Source organism: Neisseria leonii (assembly GCF_028776105.2).
In the GTDB taxonomy this organism is placed as follows: domain Bacteria; phylum Pseudomonadota; class Gammaproteobacteria; order Burkholderiales; family Neisseriaceae; genus Neisseria; species Neisseria leonii.
In genome coordinates this window covers 1,076,148-1,088,193 of record NZ_CP145606.1, presented here as the reverse complement: position 1 = coordinate 1,088,193, position 12,046 = coordinate 1,076,148, and the positions used below count along the sequence as shown (strand labels likewise).

Here is a 12,046-nt window from a genome sequence, read left to right as displayed (position 1 = left end):
CAAGCGTGTTGCGTGCCAACCGTTTTCAGACGGCCTTGATGACCGGTTCGGGAAGCTGATGATGGCCAAACGGCTGCACACGCATTACGACAATCTGAAAGTGCCGCCCGATGCGTCGGCCAAAGAGATTCGTGCGGCCTACCGCGCCCTGTGCCGCCAATACCACCCCGACCGCAATCCCGGCCACCCCCAGGCCGAGCGGATTATGAGCATTGTCAACCGCTCGTATGCCGTTTTGAGCGATGAAACGGCGCGGCAGAAACACGATGCGTGGATTGCCGCGCACCGCCGTCCCGCACCGCCGCCGAGAATCGCCAGCCCGATGCCGGGCGGTTTCCGCCGCGCGCACGAGCCGCTGCCGTGGAAAAGGATAGCGGTTTGGCTGGCCGTATTGGCAGTATTGCTGTTACTGTCCGCCGTCTATACCGAGCATCTCTATTTTTCTGCCTAAACATTCAGGAAAGCCGAGCCATGACCGCTTCCCCCGAAGCCAAATACACCGAAGAAACCGTTTTGCGTGTGGAACGCCATACACCGAAGTTGATGACTTTTGTCGTCAGCCGTCCCGAAAGCTACCGCTTTGCCGCCGGGCAGTTTTCCCGCTTGGGTTTCCGCGACGGCGAAGGCTATATCTGGCGGGCGTATTCGGTGGTGTCTGCCGAATATGATGAAGAGTTGGTGTACTTTGCCGTGCTGATCGAAAACGGCCCGATGTCGGCCAGATTGGCGCAATTGCAGGCGGGCGACCGGATTTTGCTCGATAAAACAGCAACGGGCTTTTTGCTGCCCGAGCGTTTTGCCGACGGCCGCGATTTGGTCATGCTCAGCACGGGTTCGGGGATTGCGCCGTTTTTGTCGGTGGTGCGCCAGCCGCAGATATGGCAGCGTTTCGACAGCCTGACCCTGGTCCATTCGGTATCCTACCGCGACGAATTGGTGTTCAACCGCGATATTGCCGCTTTGGCGCAGCACCCGCTGATTGAGGACGATTTCCACAAACTCACGTTTATCCCCGTGCTGACCCGCGATCAGGCCGAAGGCGCGCTGTGCGGCAAACGGCTGCCCGAACGGCTCAAAGACGGCAGTCTGGCCCGGGCGGCAGGGCGGCCTTTTACTGCGGAAGATACCCGCTTTATGATTTGCGGCAATCCGGCGATGGTGAAAGACACCTTCCAAGCCTTGCTGGATATGGGGTTTGCCATGCACCGCAACCGGATTCCCGGCCAGATTCTGATGGAAAACGGTTTCTAGAAGCCGTTTGGCGCAAAAAGGCCGTCTGAAAACAAACCGCAGCGCAGTTTCTGTACAGCAAACAGATGGCGGCGTGCGTTTTCAGACGGCCTTTTTGGTGCGCAAGCGGCTTAATGGTGGTGGCCGTGTGCACCGTGTACATGGCCGTGGGCGATTTCCTCTTCGCCGGCATCGCGCACTTCTTCAACCGTGGCTTTGAAGCGGATTTTCATGCCGGCCAGCGGGTGGTTGCCGTCCACGACGACTTTGCCGTCGGCCACATCGGTAACGCGGAAAACGACTAAATCGCCGTCGGGCATATCCGCTTCAAACATCATGCCCACTTCGGCTTCGACAGGAAACGAATCGGCCGCTTCGATGCGGATCAGTTCGGGATCCTGTTCGCCGAACGCATCGTCCGGTTGGAGGGTAACATCGACAATGTCGCCGGTGTTTTTCCCGTGCAGGGCTTCTTCCACCAACGGGAAAATACCGTCATAGCCGCCGTGCAGATAGGCAATCGGCTCTTCGGTTTTGTCGATTAAACGGCCGTCTGCATCAAACATTTCATAATGCAGAGTAACCACGGAATTTTTTTGAATGCTCATTGTGCGTCCTCGGGCGGGTGGGTCGGAAACAGAAGGCGGCCATTGTAGCACAGCTACGCTGCCTGCCGCATACGTTATCCTTAGCATGGAAATGTTGCATTTTTGCGACTGACTGGCAAAAAAATGTCATGTAGGCATCAAACGACTGTTACGGAAGCATATTTTAAAAATTTATTAAAATCATAATATTATTTTTGGATCAGCGGTTTGCAGTAGCGTCCGCGCGGGGGAAGTTTCGGATTCGGTATGGAAAAGTAATAATCCGAAAAGGTTGTGCCGATTGTTATCGGCTTGGGCTTGGTGCATAATTACAGCGTTCAGCAATGAATCCTGCCGTATACCGCTCAGGCGGTCATGATTGACGGCAGCAATTTACCCTGATCCGATTGTTATTTTATTCCACAAAGAAGGTGTTAAAATGAAAAAATCCCTGTTGGCTGCCGCGATGATGTCTCTGCTGCTGGCTGCTTGTGGCGGTCAAACCCAGCAAGCCCAAGAAGCGGCTTCTGCTGCTTCCGAAGCCGCTTCTGCCGCTACTGAGGCTGCTGCATCTGCCGCTTCTGCCGCTGCCGCTCATGTCGAAGCTGCCGCCGATGCCGCATCGGCTGCTTCTGCGGCCGAGCAGGCTGTTGAAGCTGCTGCATCTGCCGAAGCCGCTGCCGCTTCTGCCGCCTCCGAAGCTGCTTCCAAATAATCTGCTATTGCAGCAGAAACGGAGCCGCCAGGCTCCGTTTTTATTTGCCTGCCGTTTTTGCTTGATGTGCCGGGCTTGGAGTAATATTGCTTTTTTACCGCAGAGAGAAGTGATGGATACGCAAGTGCGCAGCGGCCTGCTTGCCCTGCTGGCCGCGCACGAATACGGCAGTAACGAAGCATGGCTTACCGACCAGCGCGGCCGCTACACCGGCCGTGCCGATGTGATGGTGGTGCCCGACAGTGTGGCATCGGTACAGAAACTGATGCGCTACTGTTTCACGCACGGCATCAACGTAACACCGCAGGGCGGCAATACCGGTTTGTGCGGCGGGGCAGTGCCGGAGGGCGGTGTGCTGCTCAATTTGAGCCGGCTCAACCGTATCCGTCAGGTGAGTGTGGCCGATAATGCGCTGACGGCAGAAGCAGGCTGTGTGCTGCACGACGTACAGCAGGCGGCGCAGGCGGCCGGACGGCTGTTCCCGTTAAGTCTGGCCAGCGAAGGTTCGTGCCAGATCGGCGGCAATATTGCCTGTAATGCGGGCGGGCTGAATGTTGTGCGCTACGGCACCATGCGTGATCTGGTGCTGGGTTTGGAAGTGGTGCTGCCCGACGGTACTTTGGTTTCCCATCTGTCGCCCCTGCACAAAAATACCAGCGGCTACGATTTAAAACATCTGTTTATCGGCAGCGAGGGGACGCTGGGGGTGATTACCGCCGCCACGCTCAAACTGTTTGCCCGTCCGCAAACGGTGGAAACCGCGTGGGTGGGCGTGGCGGATATTGATGAGGCCGTGCGGCTGTTGATGGTGGTACAGGGGACGTTTGCCGAGCGGCTGCACAGCTTCGAGCTGGTGGGCGGTGCGGCATTGTCGCTGTCGGCTGCGTTTTGCGGCCTGCCCGAACCATTGGACGCGCCGTGGCATATCCTGCTGGAATTGGGCGATTCGCTGGTGTGCGGGGATTTGGGCGACCGTCTGGCGGCCTGTCTGCTGGAAGCGGGATTTGACCATGCCGTTTTGGCGCAGTCGGAGCGCGAGCGGCTGGAATTGTGGAAACTGCGCGAGCATATTTCCGCCGCCCAGCGCGGATTGGGCGTGAGCATCAAGCACGATATTGCGGTACCGATTACGCGCGTGGCGGAATTTGTTGTCCGTTGCGGTGCGGACTTGCAGCGGCGTTATCGCGGCATCAACATCATCGTCTTCGGCCATTTGGGCGACGGCAGCCTGCACTACAACACTTTTCTGCCGGATATTTTGAGCCATGAAGCGTATGCGTATGAAGATGCGGTCAATGAAACCGTGTACCGCCATGTGCTGGACTGCGGCGGTACGGTAGCGGCGGAGCACGGCATCGGCCGGGTGAAAAACCATTGGCTGCCGAGTGTGCGCACGGCGGCGGAAATCGCCTGTATGCGCGCCGTCAAAGCGCATCTGGATCCGAAAAACCTGATGAATCCGGGCAAACTGTTGCCGCCCTCGGACGGGGAGGCCGTCTGAAATGCAGATGCCGCCTGCTTTATGCTATGATGCAACGTTTGGCCGGAAGCGGAAAGATGGATAAAACGGTTTATCTCTATACCGACGGTGCGTGCAAGGGCAATCCGGGCGCGGGCGGTTGGGGCGTGCTTTTGCGCTACGGTGTGCACGAAAAAGAACTGTCCGGCGGCGCAGCGGACACCACCAACAACCGCATGGAGCTGACCGCCGTCATCGAAGGCCTCAAAGCCCTGAAACGGACGAGCCGCGTCGTCATCTGCACCGATTCGCAATATGTGAAAAACGGCATGGAGAGCTGGATACACGGCTGGAAAAAAAACGGCTGGAAAACCGCAGCCAAACAGCCGGTGAAAAACGAAGATTTATGGCGCGAACTCGACCGCCTGACGGCGGCGCACGATGTGGCGTGGAAATGGGTAAAAGGCCATGCCGGCCATGCGGACAACGAGCGCGCGGATGCACTGGCCAACCGGGGGGCGGCGCAGTTTGCCCCATGAGGCCGTCTGAACGGCGGGGAAACAGAAAGGAAACCGGAAATGAGTATTGCCAACAACAAAAAAGCCTTTCACGATTATTTTATCGAAGACGAACTGGAAGCGGGGCTGGTACTGGAAGGCTGGGAAGTGAAAGCCGTGCGCGCCGGACGCGTCCAGCTCAAAGAAAGCTATATTTACTGGAAACGCGATGCGTTTTATCTGGTCGGCTGCCACATTACCGCACTGCCGACCGCGTCCACCCATGTCAAACCCGATCCCGTACGCCCGCGCAAACTGCTGCTCAAACAGGCCGAAAACAGCAAATTAATCGGCAAAGTCGAGCGCAGCGGCTATACGCTGGTGCCGCTCAATCTGCATTTCAAACGCGGCTACATCAAAATGGATATCGGCCTGGCCAAAGGTAAAAAACAGCACGACAAACGCCAAAGTCTGAAAGAGGCCGATTGGAAGCGCGAAAAACAGCGGTTGATGAAAACAACCCGCTGATGCGCTGAAACGAAAACCGTCCCACCCGACTCATAAAAAAAGGCCGTCTGAAAACGCATATTGCGCGTTTTCAGACGGCCTGACTGTTTCGACGGGCATTATTCCGCTGTGTCGCGCAGACTCTGCCAGTCGCGCCAGCCCCGGTTGGTCTGTATCAGCGTTGCCAGCCGGTTTTTTTCTTCCGTCAGCGTTTGCCAAGATTCGCCGCCCGCCCGGATCAGTTTGTCCGCCCAGCTCTCGGCATCCAAGGCAGCGGTATAGCTGACTTTGGTCATGACCACGCCGTTGGCGGGTGAGGGAGTGGTAAACCAGTTGATTTTATTGACCTTCTGGTTGCCCAGGCAGAACAGCGGGCCGTGCGGCGACGGACGGGTCTGCGCCGCGCCTTTTTCGGTCAGCGTGTAAACGCGTACGGCGGTTTTGCCGTCGTTACCGGTATATTCGTCTTTCTCGCGCCGGTAAAACCTCTGATCGGTCAGAATGTCCAGCTGTTTTTGCGCTTCACGGTTGATTTTTTCGCCGTTAAATGAGCGTTCGGCTATTTTGATGACTGTCCCGCCCAACGCATTGCCGGCGGAAACCGGCCGGCCGTCGGGTGCGGTAATGTCCAAAGCCAGCGGCAGGCACAATGGCGGGACGGCGGATTGTTCGACGGCTTTTTTCAGATTCGCTTCGGTGGCTTCCTGCGGGTTGCTGCCGCAGGCGGCCAGAGACAGGGCGGCAGCCATCATCAGAAGGGCTTGTTTCATATCGTATGCTTGGTTGGGACGGTGGAAAATCCCAAGCATAGTTTTTTTATCGGTGGCCGACAAGGCTTTTTGCTACAATCGGTCGTGACGTTTACCGATACGGAGCATGACTATGACGGTTTTATACGGTATTGCCAATTGCGATACGGTGAAAAAAGCGCGTGCTTGGCTGGCCGAAGCCGGTGTGGCGGCCGATTTTGTCGATTTCAAAAAAACGCCGCCTGACGAAGCGCAGATACGCGGCTGGCTGGAACAGATACCGTTGGCGGTTCTGCTCAACAGACGCGGTACCACGTGGCGCAAGTTAAACAGTGAAGAACAGGCGGCAGCCGATCATCCGCAAACGGCAGCGGCCTTGATGGCGGCCCATTCCAGCCTGATCAGACGGCCTGTTCTGCAAACCGCCGACGGGCGGCTTCATGCCGGTTTCGATGGCGAAACCTACCGGCAGCTGCTCGGACTCTGACAGGAGGGCATGATGCAGAATGCAGCCAGACCGTTCCCGCGCGTTTTAACCGTTGCCGGTTCCGATTCGGGCGGCGGTGCGGGTATTCAGGCGGATTTGAAAACCTTCGGCGCACTGGGCGCATACGGTGCCAGCGCGATAACCGCCGTTACGGCGCAGAATACGCAGGGCGTGCAGGCGGTGCATACCGTCCCGCCGCAGATGATACGCAGCCAGTGCGAATCGGTATTGGACGATATGCGCATCGATGCGGTGAAAATCGGCATGCTGCCGGATGTTGCATCGATTGAGACAGTGGCGGCGGTGCTGCGGCATTATGCGGTGCCGTTTGTGGTGCTGGACCCGGTATTGGTGGCGACTTCGGGCGACCGTTTGGCGTTGGAAGACACTGCCGCCGCCATGCTGGCCGAACTGCTGCCGCAGGCCGATTTGGTTACCCCCAATTTGAGCGAGTTGGCGCAACTGACCGGCAGTCCTGTGGCAGGTGACGAAACTGAAATGCGCGCGCAGGGCGGAAAACTGTTGGCGCAGGGGGCGAAAGCCGTGCTGCTCAAAGGCGGCCATTGGCACGGCAGCCGCGAGGCGCGCGACTGGCTGTTGCGGGCAGATGCACCGGAACAATGCTTTGTCAGCAGCCGCATCGATACGCCGCATACACACGGAACGGGCTGCACGCTTTCCAGTGCCGTCGCCGCGCTGTATCCGCACAAACAGCGGTTGGACGTGGCGGTGGCGGCAGCCAAGAGTTATCTGCACGGCGCGATTTCGGCGGGACAGTATTGGCATCTGGGCAAAGGCCGTGGCCCCTTGGCGCATTATTGGCGCACGGTGCGCGATTAAAGGCCGTCTGAAAATCAGTGGTCGACGGTTTAGCAGATTTTTTTGCTGCTACCGGTGAACCAAACAGCCTGTTGTTCAGACGGCTTTATCGGGGGGTGGGCTGGCGACAGGCTTTTCTGTGCAAGCAAGTATGGTAGGTCGGATTCTCGAATCCGACGTCTTGATCGGTTTTTTTGCTATTGCCGGATTCTCGAATCCGACGGATATGTTCAGCTGTAAAAACGGTGTCGGCGGGTTGGGGAAATACGGATAAATCATACGGAAAATAAAATTTTGTCCGAACGGGGCGGCGCCGTTTCAGACGGCCTGATGACCGCATCGGGGAAAACAAGAAGGATTGGCGTGAAACACATTACCTCGGCGCAAAATGCCGCACTCAAACGGCTGGCCAAATTAGCCGCCTCAGGCAAAGCCAGACAGGCGGACGGGTTGGCCGTGCTGGAAGGCGAGCATTTGCTGGAAATGTATCTGGACAGCGGCGGTGTGCCGCTGCAATGCTGGCTGCCCGAGGCCAAGCAGGATAAAGACGCTGTACGCCGTCTGACGGCGCGTTTGGGCGTACAGACGGAAATTCTGACTGCCGCAGACGGCCTGTTGGCCAAAGTCGGCGGCTTGGCGCAGGGCGAAGACCTCATCACGCTGATTGCGCAGCCGCGCCCGTCGGCCGCCTGTACCGACGGAACGTGCGTGGTGCTTGACCGCGTGCAGGATCCCGGCAATGTCGGCACGATTTTGCGCAGCGCGGCGGCAGCGGGCGTGCGCCGCGTGATACTGAGTGCCGACAGTGCGGACGTATGGTCGCCCAAAGTCCTGCGCAGCGGCATGGGCGCGCATTTTCTGCTCGATATCGATGCTGACTGCCACGATTTGGCCGCATGGCGGCAGGGCTACCGCCGTGCGGTATATGCCACCGCCCTGACGGAAAACAACCATTACAGCCTGTATGATATGAATCTGGCCGAACCTTGCGCGTGGATATTCGGCAACGAGGGCAGCGGTGTGAGTACGGCAGTGCTGGCCTTGGCTGATGCCACGGTACGCATTCCGATGGCGGCAGGTACGGAATCGCTGAATGTTGCGATGGCCGCCACCGTCTGCCTGTTCGAGCAAATGCGCCAACAGGCCGTCTGAAAACGAGCGCAGCGAGTTTCTGCGAAGCTAAAACGAGGTTGCGAAGAACAGGTAGGTCGGATACTTGTATCCGACTATCACACATCATGTCGGATTCCAGAATCCGACCTACTTCGAAACTGCCAAAGGTATATTTCTGCGGCGCAAGGGCGGGTTTCTGTAAAAGTAAACGGGTAGGTCGGATCCCCGTATCCGACTGTCGTACATCGTGTCGGATTCAAGAATCCGACCTGTGTCTGATGAAACGGGTGTAGCTCAAACCGTTTACCCCATAAGGGCTGTCGGCCGAACCACAGGCGAAGCCGCACAACAGTAAAGGAACTGCAACAATGGAAACACAAAAAATCGAACGCTTGGCCGAACTTATCGATCCTTATGTTACCGAATCGGCCGGTGTGCGCAGCGACGAAGTGCAGGCCATGCTGGCCGCGCTGGTGTCCGGTCCCGATGATTTTGATTTGGCTTGGTTGGACGGTTTTTTTGATGAAACCGATATGCCCGATGCCGGGCGGGCGGAAGCGGCAGCTTTGGTGCAGGAGTGGGCGGACAGTATCCGCGCCGAACTGGCCGGCGGCCGTATGCCCGAACTGCACCTGCTGCCGTCTGAAACGGGCGGGGCGGATTATGAAGTGTGGAGCAATGCCTATCTTTATGCGTTGGATTTGACCGAAACCGACTGGTTTGCCGCCGCCGATAATGAAGAGTTTGAGGATTTGTTTTATCCGATGATGCTGCTGGCTGGCGTATTCGATGACGAAGAAACGGGTATTGTGCTGGATACCGATGAGGCGGAACGGATTCAGGCAAGACAGGATTTGCCCGATGCAGTTTTGGCCGTATACCGTTTCTGGCAGGCCAAGCGCAACAAACCGGCCACATTCCGCCGCGAAACGGCCAAAACCGGCCGTAACGATACCTGCCCGTGCGGCAGCGGCAAAAAATACAAAGCCTGCTGCGGCCGCCATTGACGGCATGGATTGGACGGCGCAGACGTAGGTCGGATTCTTGAATCCGACACAAATCCGACACGGAAAGCGATAGTCGGATACAAGTATCCGACCTACCGTAACTCCGCAGAAACTCGCTGCGCCCGTTTTCAGACGGCCTCGGGCGGTTTTCCGGCGGGTGAAATTGCGGTATGATGCGTGATTTCAGTAAAATTTCAATCAGAAAAGAAAGACAGGGACATCATGTTGAAAAAAATGACTTTGGCGGCGGGTTTGGCCGCTGCCGTTTTATTGGCGGCTTGTTCGCAGCAGGGAGCGCAGACGGAAGCGGACAAAAGCGGCGAGGCTTCCGCTCCGGCCGGGAAGCAGGTTTATATCGTGGCGACCGATGCCGCTTATGCGCCGTTTGAGTATATGGAAGGCGATCAGGTGGTCGGCTTTTCACACGATATTCTGAAAGCGGCGGGCGAAAAAGAGGGGATTGATTTTCAGTTTGTGAATACGCCGTTTGAAGGCATCTTTGCCAATGTGGACAAGGGCGACAGCGATGTAGCTTTGGCGAGTATCACGATTACCGACGAGCGCAAGCAGATGGTGGATTTCACCGATCCTTATTTTGAAGCGACCCAAATGATTGTAACGGGTGAAAAAGGGCGGGACATCAAATCGTTTGCCGATCTGAAAAACCGCAGTGTATCGGTGCAGACGGGGACGACGGCCGATCTGATTTTGCAGGATTTGCAGGGCAAAGACAGTCAGTTGATCCGCCGTTTTGAAAATATGCCGCTGGCGTTTAAAGAATTGAGTGCGGGCGGTGTGGATGCGACGGTCGGCGATAACGGTGTGGTACAGTATTTTGTGGCGCAGAATCCGGGCAATTACAATATGTTTGTCGATGCCTCCTTTCCGAAAGAGCAATACGGCTTTGCCCTGAAAAAAGGCCGCAGCGACGATTTGCGCGAGCGTATCAATAAAGGTTTGGCCGCCATTAAGGCCGACGGCACTTATGCCGCCATTGAGGCAAAATGGTTTAAAGACCAAAAATAAGGCTCCGTATCGGAGGCCGTCTGAAAAACCGGGAGGGGTTTTCAGACGGCCTTTCTGTCAGGGCGGTCTGTCCGCTTGGCTGTACGGCATGCGGGTGTAAAAAAAACGGACTGCGCGGGCAGTCCGTCCGATTTTTTGGGGCAGGGTCAGTTGCCCGCTTTGATGCGCTGCCACAGGGCGACGGTCTGCTTTTTCGCCTCGTCGCTCATTTGCGGCATCACGAAACCGTTTTTCATATCTTCCTCGTTCGGGAAAATCGAGCGCACTTTGACCAATTCCGGATCCATCAGTTTTTGGGCGGGCAGGCTGGCCGGGGCGAAAGTGACGAAGTCGCCGTTGCGTGCGGCGATTTTTTCGTCCAAGGTCCAATTGATATATTTGTGGGCGTTGGCAACGTTTTTGGCATCGGCCGGAATCAGCCAGGACTCAATCCAGAAGCCCATGCCTTTCGGGGTCAGCACGTCGATGCCCACGCTGCTGCCGACTTCTTCCGAACGTTTTTTCGCCATGTTCAAATCGCCGCCGTTACCGGCCGCCAGACACACGTCGCCGCGCGCCAATTCGTCGATAACCGACGGGCTGAACCGTTTCACGTCGCCTCGGATACCTTTGAGTACCTCGGCCGCCGCTTCAATATCGGCACTGTCGGTACCGGCCGGGTTTTTACCCAGATAGTTCAGTACGATGGGGAACATTTCGCTCGGTGTATCCCACAGGGCGATGCCGCAGCCTTTGAGTTTGGCGGTGTATTCGGGTTTGAACAACAGATCCCAGCCGTTTTCCGGCAGCTGGCCGCCCAGAGCCTGTTTGCCTTTTTCGGTAATCGCCAGCGTGTTCACGCCCGAGAAGTAGGGGACGGCGTATTCGTTGCCGGGATCTGCGGTTTGCAGCATTTCCAGCAGGGTGGGATTAATGTTTTTATAGTTTTCAATCAGATCTTTATTGACTTTTTGATAAGCGCCTGCCTGAATCTGGCGCGGCAGGAACGCGATGCCCGGAACCACCAGATCGTAGCCGGACTGGCCGGTCAGTACTTTGGCTTCGAGGGTTTCGTTGTTCTCGTACAGGTCGTAGTTCAGTTTCAGGCCGTACTGCTGCTTGAATTCCTCAACCGTGCTTTCATCGACATAGTTCGACCAGTTGTAGATATTGAGCGCATCGGTTTGCGGCAGAGCCGAAGCGGCGGAGGCTGCGGAAGCGGGAGCCTCTTCGGCTTTGGGTTGGGCGGGTTTGTCGGACTGGCCGCCGCAGGCTGCCAGCGCGAAAGTAACAAGTGCGGTCAATAAAGATTTTTTCATGATGGGTTATCATTCCTTGATGGTAGATGGAAAACAGGCCGCCATTCAGACGGCCTGTGCGATTGTAATGGAGTGTTTGCGGAAAATCAAAATGTTAAACCGCCGTGGCGGTGCGGCGGCAGGCTCTGCCGCCGATTGTCGTTTTCCTGCACGTTTCAGGCCGCCTGAAAAACGGCAGGGGATAAAATCACTTGCGTGCCTGCGGTTTGGATATTAAAATAGCGAGTTTACGAAAATTGTATTTATCAGGAGATATACCCAATGGCAAACAGCGCACAAGCCCGCAAACGTGCCCGCCAGGCAATTAAAAACCGCGCCCACAACGCCAGTCTGCGTACGGCTTTCCGTACCGCAGTGAAAAAAGTGTTGAAAGCGGTTGAAGGCGGCGACAAGGCGGCTGCCCAAGCCCAATACCGCGAATCGGTAAAAATTCTGGACCGCATCGCCGATAAAGGCGTGTTCCACAAAAACAAAGCTGCCCGCCATAAAAGCCGCCTGTCTGCCAAAGTCAAGGCCATGGCCTGATTCGATCGCAACGGCGCGCCGTATGCC

Annotated in this window: 16 protein-coding genes; 13 read left to right on the top strand and 3 right to left on the bottom strand. The window is 56.7% G+C overall.

Annotated features, from left to right (window positions below; all coding sequences use genetic code 11):
• The first annotated feature begins 58 nt into the window (after positions 1 to 58).
• Both ORY85_RS05240 and ORY85_RS05235 read left to right on the top strand, forming a co-directional pair.
• Positions 59 to 451 carry a J domain-containing protein gene (locus ORY85_RS05240; protein WP_274571019.1) on the top strand — a complete coding sequence of 131 codons (393 nt, stop codon included), beginning with the start codon at positions 59 to 61 and terminating at the stop codon, positions 449 to 451.
• A 20-nt stretch (positions 452 to 471) separates the two neighbouring features.
• On the top strand, positions 472 to 1,251 hold the full coding sequence (locus tag ORY85_RS05235) for a ferredoxin--NADP reductase (RefSeq protein ID WP_274571020.1): 780 nt from the start codon (positions 472 to 474) through the stop codon (positions 1,249 to 1,251).
• A gap of 110 nt (positions 1,252 to 1,361) precedes the next feature.
• Here ORY85_RS05235 and ORY85_RS05230 read toward each other — a convergent pair whose 3' ends face one another.
• Positions 1,362 to 1,838, bottom strand: a complete 477-nt coding sequence (locus tag ORY85_RS05230) for a peptidylprolyl isomerase (protein WP_274571021.1) — start codon at positions 1,836 to 1,838, stop codon at positions 1,362 to 1,364.
• Positions 1,839 to 2,256: 418 nt separating this feature from the next.
• On the opposite strand from ORY85_RS05230, the gene ORY85_RS05225 reads away from it, so the two are divergent.
• The 4 genes from ORY85_RS05225 to smpB all read left to right on the top strand — a co-directional run bounded on the left by ORY85_RS05225 (position 2,257) and on the right by smpB (position 5,016).
• A complete protein-coding gene (locus tag ORY85_RS05225) occupies positions 2,257 to 2,532 on the top strand; it encodes a hypothetical protein (RefSeq protein ID WP_274571022.1) in 276 nt (91 codons plus the stop codon).
• 112 nt (positions 2,533 to 2,644) lie between these two features.
• A complete protein-coding gene (locus tag ORY85_RS05220) occupies positions 2,645 to 4,033 on the top strand; it encodes an FAD-binding oxidoreductase (protein ID WP_274571023.1) in 1,389 nt (462 codons plus the stop codon).
• A 56-nt stretch (positions 4,034 to 4,089) separates the two neighbouring features.
• The gene (rnhA, locus tag ORY85_RS05215) at positions 4,090 to 4,530 is read left to right on the top strand and encodes a ribonuclease HI (protein ID WP_274571024.1); all 441 of its coding nucleotides are present in this window, start codon (positions 4,090 to 4,092) and stop codon (positions 4,528 to 4,530) included.
• Positions 4,531 to 4,536: 6 nt separating this feature from the next.
• A complete protein-coding gene (smpB, locus tag ORY85_RS05210) occupies positions 4,537 to 5,016 on the top strand; it encodes an SsrA-binding protein SmpB (protein WP_274571309.1) in 480 nt (159 codons plus the stop codon).
• A gap of 98 nt (positions 5,017 to 5,114) precedes the next feature.
• On the opposite strand, the gene ORY85_RS05205 is transcribed toward smpB, so the two are convergent.
• On the bottom strand, positions 5,115 to 5,765 hold the full coding sequence (locus ORY85_RS05205; protein WP_274571025.1) for a hypothetical protein: 651 nt from the start codon (positions 5,763 to 5,765) through the stop codon (positions 5,115 to 5,117).
• 112 nt (positions 5,766 to 5,877) lie between these two features.
• Here ORY85_RS05205 and ORY85_RS05200 point away from each other — a divergent pair, with 112 nt between their 5' ends.
• The 5 genes from ORY85_RS05200 to ORY85_RS05180 all read left to right on the top strand — a co-directional run bounded on the left by ORY85_RS05200 (position 5,878) and on the right by ORY85_RS05180 (position 10,196).
• Complete coding sequence (locus ORY85_RS05200) at positions 5,878 to 6,231, top strand: Spx/MgsR family RNA polymerase-binding regulatory protein (protein WP_274571026.1); 354 nt, start codon at positions 5,878 to 5,880, stop codon at positions 6,229 to 6,231.
• Positions 6,232 to 6,243: 12 nt separating this feature from the next.
• Positions 6,244 to 7,071, top strand: coding sequence for a bifunctional hydroxymethylpyrimidine kinase/phosphomethylpyrimidine kinase (gene thiD, locus ORY85_RS05195; RefSeq protein ID WP_274571310.1), 828 nt, complete (start codon positions 6,244 to 6,246; stop codon positions 7,069 to 7,071).
• Between the two features lie 342 nt (positions 7,072 to 7,413).
• Positions 7,414 to 8,202, top strand: a complete 789-nt coding sequence (locus ORY85_RS05190) for an RNA methyltransferase (protein ID WP_274571027.1) — start codon at positions 7,414 to 7,416, stop codon at positions 8,200 to 8,202.
• Between the two features lie 329 nt (positions 8,203 to 8,531).
• A complete protein-coding gene (locus ORY85_RS05185; RefSeq protein ID WP_274571028.1) occupies positions 8,532 to 9,170 on the top strand; it encodes a UPF0149 family protein in 639 nt (212 codons plus the stop codon).
• A gap of 222 nt (positions 9,171 to 9,392) precedes the next feature.
• Positions 9,393 to 10,196, top strand: coding sequence for a basic amino acid ABC transporter substrate-binding protein (locus ORY85_RS05180; protein ID WP_274571029.1), 804 nt, complete (start codon positions 9,393 to 9,395; stop codon positions 10,194 to 10,196).
• A gap of 146 nt (positions 10,197 to 10,342) precedes the next feature.
• On the opposite strand, the gene ORY85_RS05175 is transcribed toward ORY85_RS05180, so the two are convergent.
• Positions 10,343 to 11,494, bottom strand: a complete 1,152-nt coding sequence (locus ORY85_RS05175) for an extracellular solute-binding protein (protein ID WP_274571030.1) — start codon at positions 11,492 to 11,494, stop codon at positions 10,343 to 10,345.
• Between ORY85_RS05175 and ORY85_RS05170 the strand changes: the two genes are divergently transcribed.
• Both ORY85_RS05170 and rpsT read left to right on the top strand, forming a co-directional pair.
• The gene (locus ORY85_RS05170) at positions 11,493 to 11,711 is read left to right on the top strand and encodes a hypothetical protein (protein ID WP_274571031.1); all 219 of its coding nucleotides are present in this window, start codon (positions 11,493 to 11,495) and stop codon (positions 11,709 to 11,711) included. The genes ORY85_RS05175 and ORY85_RS05170 overlap by 2 nt on opposite strands.
• 44 nt (positions 11,712 to 11,755) lie before the next feature.
• Positions 11,756 to 12,019, top strand: a complete 264-nt coding sequence (rpsT, locus tag ORY85_RS05165) for a 30S ribosomal protein S20 (protein ID WP_274571032.1) — start codon at positions 11,756 to 11,758, stop codon at positions 12,017 to 12,019.
• Positions 12,020 to 12,046 lie beyond the last annotated feature (27 nt).

Bases quoted from the DNA above. Each gene is read 5' to 3' on its own strand.
- rnhA (WP_274571024.1), top strand. From the start codon at position 4,090: ATGGATAAAACGGTTTATCTCTATACCGACGGTGCGTGCAAGGGCAAT.
- ORY85_RS05220 (WP_274571023.1), top strand. From the start codon at position 2,645: ATGGATACGCAAGTGCGCAGCGGCCTGCTTGCCCTGCTGGCCGCGCAC.
- ORY85_RS05170 (WP_274571031.1), top strand. From the start codon at position 11,493: ATGATGGGTTATCATTCCTTGATGGTAGATGGAAAACAGGCCGCCATT.
- ORY85_RS05225 (WP_274571022.1), top strand. From the start codon at position 2,257: ATGAAAAAATCCCTGTTGGCTGCCGCGATGATGTCTCTGCTGCTGGCT.
- ORY85_RS05205 (WP_274571025.1), bottom strand. From the start codon at position 5,765: ATGAAACAAGCCCTTCTGATGATGGCTGCCGCCCTGTCTCTGGCCGCC.
- ORY85_RS05235 (WP_274571020.1), top strand. From the start codon at position 472: ATGACCGCTTCCCCCGAAGCCAAATACACCGAAGAAACCGTTTTGCGT.
- ORY85_RS05185 (WP_274571028.1), top strand. From the start codon at position 8,532: ATGGAAACACAAAAAATCGAACGCTTGGCCGAACTTATCGATCCTTAT.
- ORY85_RS05230 (WP_274571021.1), bottom strand. From the start codon at position 1,838: ATGAGCATTCAAAAAAATTCCGTGGTTACTCTGCATTATGAAATGTTT.
- ORY85_RS05240 (WP_274571019.1), top strand. From the start codon at position 59: ATGATGGCCAAACGGCTGCACACGCATTACGACAATCTGAAAGTGCCG.
- rpsT (WP_274571032.1), top strand. From the start codon at position 11,756: ATGGCAAACAGCGCACAAGCCCGCAAACGTGCCCGCCAGGCAATTAAA.
- thiD (WP_274571310.1), top strand. From the start codon at position 6,244: ATGCAGAATGCAGCCAGACCGTTCCCGCGCGTTTTAACCGTTGCCGGT.
- ORY85_RS05200 (WP_274571026.1), top strand. From the start codon at position 5,878: ATGACGGTTTTATACGGTATTGCCAATTGCGATACGGTGAAAAAAGCG.
- ORY85_RS05175 (WP_274571030.1), bottom strand. From the start codon at position 11,494: ATGAAAAAATCTTTATTGACCGCACTTGTTACTTTCGCGCTGGCAGCC.
- ORY85_RS05180 (WP_274571029.1), top strand. From the start codon at position 9,393: ATGTTGAAAAAAATGACTTTGGCGGCGGGTTTGGCCGCTGCCGTTTTA.